The sequence below is a fragment of the Gordonia rhizosphera NBRC 16068 genome (assembly GCF_000298195.1).
In the GTDB taxonomy this organism is placed as follows: Bacteria; Actinomycetota; Actinomycetes; order Mycobacteriales; family Mycobacteriaceae; genus Gordonia; species Gordonia rhizosphera.
Map to the genome: position 1 here is coordinate 1 of NZ_BAHC01000240.1, position 6,554 is coordinate 6,554.

The following is a 6,554-nucleotide window of genomic DNA, read 5'->3' on the forward strand; positions in this document are numbered from 1 at the left end:
CCACGTTCTACGCCCAGGGTGGCATCGCCGTGGTGGAACCCGGCAATGACGAGGACTCCGTCGACCGACACCTCGCGGACACGCTGGGGGCGGGGGCCGGTCTCACCGATCCGGCGACGACGCGACCCATCCTCGCCGACGGTTGGCGTGCGGTGTCGGGTCTGATCGGCTGGGGTGCGGAGTTCGACCGCGGCGCCGACGGTGGTTTGCTGCGAACCCGTGAGGGTGGCCACACCGTGCGGCGCATCATCCACGCGGGCGGCGACGCCACCGGGGCGCAGATGCAACGCGCGCTCGGGCGGCGGCTCACCGAGGCATCGCGACGGCTGCCGATCCGCTGCCTCGACGACTCCATCGCGACGGCGATCCTGCGTGCTGACGGGCGTACCGCCGGCGTCGCGTTCCGCACCCGTGGGCGCGACCGCGTCGTCTACGCCCCGACCGTTCTGCTCGCCACCGGTGGCAGCGGGCACCTCTACGCCGCGACCACCAATCCGGCCGGGACCACCGCCGACGGTATCGCGCTCGCGTTGCGTGCGGGTGCCGTCGTCGCCGACCTCGAGTTCATCCAGTTTCACCCGACGATGCTGTTCGTCGACGGCGCGCGCGGCCGGCGCACGCTGATCAGTGAGGCCGTCCGCGGTGAGGGTGGGCGGCTCGTCGACGCCGACGGGCGGTCGGTGACCGACGGGGTGCATCCGATGGGTGACCTCGCGCCCCGCGACGTCGTCGCGAATGCGGTCGAGGCCCGACTCGCCGCCACCGGCGAGAAGAGCGTCTACCTCGACATCCGGTCGATCCCCGACTTCGCGACCCGGTTCCCGACCGTGACCGCGGGCGTGACCGCCGCCGGCCTCGATCTCGACGACGGCCTCATCCCGGTGGTCCCCGGCGCGCATTACCTGTGCGGTGGCGTGGTGACCGACGTCGACGGACGGACCGCCGTCCCCGGACTGCTCGCGGCCGGCGAGGTCGCGCGCACCGGCCTACACGGCGGCAACCGACTTGCCTCCAACAGCCTGCTCGAGGGTCTGGTGATGGGGTCGCGGACCGCCGCGGTGGCCGTCGACCGACGCGACACGCCCGTCGTCGAGGTCGCACCGTCGGTGCTCGGGGAGGCCCCTGCGATGGCGCGGGAAGACCTGCAGGACAACATGTCCCGATCGGTGGCGCTGCGGCGCGAGGCCGTCGGGCTCGCGGATGTGGCCGACCGGCTGCGCGGGGCGCCGGCCCGGCCGATGGAGACCGTCGCCGATGTCGAGGACGCGGCGCTCACCCTGGCCGCGCGGGTCGTGGTGGCCGCCGCGCAGGCACGCACCGAATCGCGCGGATGTCATGCGCGAACGGACTTTCCGGACACCGATCGGGTGGCGCAGTCGCGCCGTTTCGGCTGGCTCGACGGTGCGACCGTCGAATGCGATGGGCCCGAAGCGATTGCCGATCTCGCAGCGCTGGTGCACTGATCCCACATGCCGGGGAGTATGTGAGACGTGCTTGGCGGGCCCGCCCGTGGTGTTCGTACACTGACCGCCGGGGACCCCGTATGGCGGGGCGCGAAGGAGGGATCGGATGAACGTCGAGGGATGCTGGTCGACGGTCGTCTGCACACCCGCCGAGCGCAGCAGGCTCGGGTTGACCGGTACGTCGGACTGGCTGCTGCGTTGTCGTCTGCCGGCGGGGCATGTGGGCAACCACGCCAGCGATGCCAGTGAACACCCTCGTCTCGATCGCCGACTCTGGTTGGAGTGGAACGACTTCGACGACCATGCGCAGTCGCTGATCGAACGCAATCCGTGCCCGGCGCGGGCCCTGCAGGGCGCTGCGTGCCGCTACTTCGAAGGTCACGGCGGTCCACACGTGTTCGCGCCGTCCAACGGTCACGCCCCCGCCGCGCGTGCCCGCCCGCAGGGCCCTACCACACCGGCCGCGTCGCAGTCACCGGGACGGTCCGGACCGGCGCCCCGTCCCACGACGACCCCGACCCGGCAGGCCGCGTCGAACGCGCAGCGGCCGCCGGCACCGCCCGGACGACCCGAGGGCGGTCGACCCGAGGGCGGACGACACGACGGTGGCCGCCACGAGGGCGATCAGCGTCACGGACGTCGGCCGGCCGCAACGCCGGTCGCCGGCCCGCAACGGCCGGGGAGTCGGCATCGACTCCCGGAACCGGAGGGCACGACCAGCCCGAGCGATGGGGCGGACGCGGCTGTCGCAGCGGCCCTGCGCGACGTGGCGGCGGCACTGGACCGGCTGGCCGTGGCGATCGGGCAGGTGCGCGACCGCCCGCGCCCGTAGCCGTGGTCAGTGGTGGAAATGCGATCCGGTCCCTTCGCGCGGCATCGGCGTCTCGAGGTTGTCGAGGAACGCGATCTCGCTGTCCATGTCGTGCAGCAACGCGTTGGCCAGGTCGTGGCTCAGGCCGGCGCGCACGACGATGCGTTGCAGGATCTGGTCGCCGAGGTTATCGGCCATCGGGTAGGCGGGTACCAGCCACCCCTTCATCCGCAGTCGGTCCGAGAGGTCGAACAGATTCCACTTGTCGGTGTAGCCCTTCTTCAGCCGCCAGGCGAACACCGGGATCGTGTCGCCCTCGCTGACCAGCTCGAACGGTCCCATCTCGGCGATCTGTGAGGACAGGTACATCGCCACGTCGATCCCCGCCTGCTGAACCAGGCGGTAGCCCTCACGGCCGAGTCGGAGGAAGTTGTAGTACTGCAGCAGCACCTGCGCGCCTGGTCGAGAGAAGTTCAGCGCAAGTGTGGGCATGTCGCCGCCGAGGTAGCTGCAGTGGAACACCATGCTCTCCGGCAGCGCCTCGGCATCGCGCCACACGATCCAGCCCAGACCGGGGAACACCAGGCCGTACTTGTGCCCCGAGGTGTTGATCGAGACGACCCGCGGCACCCGGAAATCCCATTCCAGATCCGGCTGGCAGAACGGCGCGACCATGGCGCCCGATGCGCCGTCGATGTGGATCTTGACGTCGAGGCCGGTGTTCTTCTGGATCTCGTCGAGCTTCTCCGAGATCTGCTTGACCGGTTCGTAGAGTCCGTTGTACGTGACGCCCATGATCGCGACCACGCCGATGGTGTTCTCGTCGACGTACTTCTCGAGTTCGTGACCGTCGAGGACGATGTGGTCCTCGCTGACCGGTACCCAGTGCGGCTCCACCTCGAAGTAGTTCAGGAACTTCTCCCAGCACACCTGAACAGCCGTGGACAGCACCAGGTTCGGCTTCTCGATCGACTTACCCTCGGCTCTGCGGCGGGTCTGCCAGTGCCGTTTCAGCGCGAGTCCGCCGAGCATGGCGGCCTCCGACGAACCGATGGTCGACGTACCGATGGCGCTGTTGACGTCGGGTACATGCCAGAGGTTCGCGATGATCTTCCAGCAGCGATCCTCGATCGCAGCGGTTTGCGGGTACTCGTCCTTGTCGATCATGTTTTTGTCGTAGGTTTCGGCGTAGAGATCCTGGGCTTCCTTGTCCATCCACGTGGAGACGAAGGTGGCCAGATTCAGCCGCGCGTTGCCGTCCAGCATCGCCTCGTCGTGCACGATCTGATAGGCCGTCTCGGGAAGACACATCCCATCGGGAATCTCGAATTTGGGAAGCTCGGTGGTCTCCCCGGGGCGGACGAACACCGGGTTCACGGTGAGGGATTCGCCGATGTTCGTGGTGTGTCGGGCGTTCGTGTGCTTGCGAGTGGTCATGACTTCCTTCATGGAGGTGGGGCGGTGACGATGGACCGGAACGCTGTCCTCAACCCTAGGTATGTGGCTCCCCGGGTGGGGTGGATTCGGTCCGTGCCGGGGCGAATCGTCGGTGTCCGCGAAGTGAACCCACGAAGCCAAGAACTAGAACATGTTCTAATTGATCGTCTACGCTGTCGGCATGGCAGGTTCCGAGATCCCCGAGACCATCGCCCTCGATGCGGTGGAGGGATTCTCCGACGACGTCGATGTCCTCGTCGTCGGGTGTGGTGTGGCAGGCGGGAGCGCCGCGGTGGAAGCGGCTGCTGCGGGCGCGTCGGTGCTGGTCCTCGAACGTGCCGCGGCGGCCGGCGGGACGAGTTGTATGGCCGGCGGGCACTTCTATCTGGGTGGCGGCACGGCGGTGCAGCAGGCGACCGGCCACGACGACAGCCCCGAAGAGATGGAGAAGTACCTCACCGCGGTGTCTCGGGAATCCGAGCCGGTAAAGATCCACGCCTACTGCGTCGACAGCGTCGACCATTTCAATTGGCTCGAGGGCCTCGGGTTCAGCTTCGAACGCAGCTTCTACCCGGAGAAGGCGGTGATCCAGCCGCAGACCCAGGGCCTGATGTACACCGGCAACGAGAAGGTCTGGCCCTTCCCCGACATCGCCAAGCCGGCCCCGCGCGGCCACAAGGTCCCGGTGCCCGGGGATACCGGCGGCGCGTCGATGGTTGTTGATCTGCTGGTCAAGCGGCTCGCCGAACTCGGCGCCGAGATCCGCTACGAGACCGGCGCGCGACACCTCGTCGTCGACGACTCGGGTCGCGTCGTCGGCGTGCAGTGGCGCAGGCCCGGTGTGGAGGGATTCATCAAGGCGAAGTCGGTGATCATCGCCGCGGGCGGCTTCGTGATGAACGAGGAGATGGTGGGGCGCTACGTCCCGCATGTCGCGGAGAAGCCGTTCACCCTCGGCAGCACCTACGACGACGGGCTCGGTATCCGGCTCGGCGAATCGGTCGGTGCGGCACTCAAACACATGGACCAGGCCTTCGTCACCGCACCGATCTACCCACCGAGCGTCCTGCTCACCGGCATCGTCGTGAACAAGAACGGCGACCGGTTCGTCGCCGAGGACTCCTACCACTCGAGAACGTCGGCATTCGTGATGGACCAACCGGATTCGGCCGCGTACCTGATCGTCGACGAGGCGCACATGCGGCGCCCCGAGGTACCGCTGATCAAGTTCATCGACGGCTGGGAGAGTGTCGCCGAGATGGAAGCCGACCTCGGGATCCCAACCGGCAGGCTGCAGAAAACCCTCGCCGACTACAACGAGAATGCCGCTCGCGGTGAGGACCCGGACTTCCACAAGGCCCCGGAGTTCCTCGCGCCGCAAGATCACGGACCGTGGGCGGCCTTCGATCTCAGCCTCGGCAAGGCCATGTACTCCTGCTTCACCATGGGTGGGATGGCCACTTCCGTCGACGCCGAGGTTCTCGACGAGGCGGGCGACCCCATCCCCGGCCTGTATGCGGCCGGGGCGTGCGCGGCCAACCTCGCTCAGGACGGCAAGGGCTACGCCAGCGGGACGCAACTCGGTGAAGGCTCCTATTTCGGACGGCGCGCCGGTCGGCACGCGGCACGACGGGCCGCGCTCGCTGACATGGTCTGATCGACCGTACCGAGGGTCCGCGACGTGAATTGTCGACCCCGGTGTGTCCGCCGGACCGAGATCCGGCGGGTACACGGGGGTGCGCCGCGGTTTCACACTGTGGAGTTTTCAAGGAACGTGCGTCCGGGGAATCCCGGGTGGTCTATTGGGTCGGGTCAGGCCGCGCCGCTGGTCGGTTCTTCTCGGTCAGGCCGTACCGCTGGTCGGTTGGGCTCGGTCGTGCTCGGGTCAGGCTTTGGGGCAGGCCATCGGGTCAGGCGGCTACGCCGTCGAGACGCATTGTGCGGCGGTTGTAGGCCGGTATTGGGGTGCGCGCTGGGTCCTGCTCGACGGGTGGCAGCAGCCAGGGATGGCGGTCGGCGCCCATGATGATGTCCCAACCGGAGGCGTGGATCTGGGCGTGACACGAGGTGCACAACAGGCACCCGTTGTCCAGGTCGGTGGGACCCCCATCAGCCCAATGCCGCACGTGGTGACACTGCGTATATCCTGCTGCCGCACCACATTTGACACAACACTGGTCGCGGACGATCAACGCTCTGCGTTGATGATGAGTGAACAGACGCTGCGGGTGCCCCATGTCCAACCGCACCTTCTCGCCGTCGACGATGATCGCGGTCACCGTGGCATCACAGGACAGCGTTTTCGCCAGGGTCTGCGAGATCGGGCCCAGCCACTGCAACGCCGCGGCATCGGGGGTGTCGGCCGGGACGGTCAGATTCAACTGCGTTTTCGGGGCCGCCACCAGATCCGCGACACCCGAACTGGCGGCGCGGGCGGCGGCGTCCAGGATCATCTCCAACGCATCCGCACGGCGCTGCCCCGCGGATCGGGCATCCTCGGAGCCGTCGGGTTCGGGACGTTTACCGGCCAGGGATTCGATCGCCGACACCAGTTTCTCCCCGATCACGATGTCCAGGTTCGCCGAGACCTCCAACCGCCCATCGTCGGTGGGCGTGCTAGTCCACTCGTTGATGGTGCGGTCCTCACCGGCCGGCACACCACCCTGCTCGTCGGCGATCTGGTTGCCGATGCTGCGGGCGGTGTCGAGCACCTCGCGGGGGGTGGCCCCGGCAAACGCCTGGGCGATCAGGGCGAGTTGGTGCTCGATCCGCGACACCTCACTCAACGGTTCCGGCGACCGTTTCTCGACATGGGCCATCCCGCGGACCAGCGCGTCGACGTG

General features: G+C 68.0%; 5 protein-coding genes. 3 read left to right on the forward strand and 2 right to left on the reverse strand.

The window, feature by feature from the left end; genetic code table 11:
- Positions 1 to 1,463, forward strand: a 1,463-nt coding sequence (nadB, locus tag GORHZ_RS27850) for an L-aspartate oxidase (RefSeq protein ID WP_006339211.1), incomplete at its 5' end; no start/stop codon positions are given.
- A 106-nt stretch (positions 1,464 to 1,569) separates the two neighbouring features.
- Positions 1,570 to 2,295: a hypothetical protein gene (locus GORHZ_RS27855; RefSeq protein ID WP_006339214.1), complete on the forward strand. Its 726-nt coding sequence runs from the start codon at positions 1,570 to 1,572 to the stop codon at positions 2,293 to 2,295.
- Between the two features lie 6 nt (positions 2,296 to 2,301).
- Here the strand turns inward: GORHZ_RS27855 and gad are convergent, their stop codons facing one another.
- Positions 2,302 to 3,711: a glutamate decarboxylase gene (gene gad, locus GORHZ_RS27860; protein WP_006339217.1), complete on the reverse strand. Its 1,410-nt coding sequence runs from the start codon at positions 3,709 to 3,711 to the stop codon at positions 2,302 to 2,304.
- 181 nt (positions 3,712 to 3,892) lie between these two features.
- On the opposite strand from gad, the gene GORHZ_RS27865 reads away from it, so the two are divergent.
- Complete coding sequence (locus GORHZ_RS27865) at positions 3,893 to 5,368, forward strand: FAD-binding protein (RefSeq protein WP_040533903.1); 1,476 nt, start codon at positions 3,893 to 3,895, stop codon at positions 5,366 to 5,368.
- 253 nt (positions 5,369 to 5,621) lie between these two features.
- Here GORHZ_RS27865 and GORHZ_RS27870 read toward each other — a convergent pair.
- The coding region (locus GORHZ_RS27870) for an HNH endonuclease signature motif containing protein (RefSeq protein ID WP_006339219.1) at positions 5,622 to 6,554 on the reverse strand (933 nt) is incomplete at its 5' end.

What these genes read in the sequence shown, in the direction of transcription:
- GORHZ_RS27855 (WP_006339214.1), top strand. Translation starts at nt 1,570, where the DNA reads ATGAACGTCGAGGGATGCTGGTCGACGGTCGTCTGCACACCCGCCGAG.
- gad (WP_006339217.1), bottom strand. Translation starts at nt 3,711, where the DNA reads ATGACCACTCGCAAGCACACGAACGCCCGACACACCACGAACATCGGC.
- GORHZ_RS27865 (WP_040533903.1), top strand. Translation starts at nt 3,893, where the DNA reads ATGGCAGGTTCCGAGATCCCCGAGACCATCGCCCTCGATGCGGTGGAG.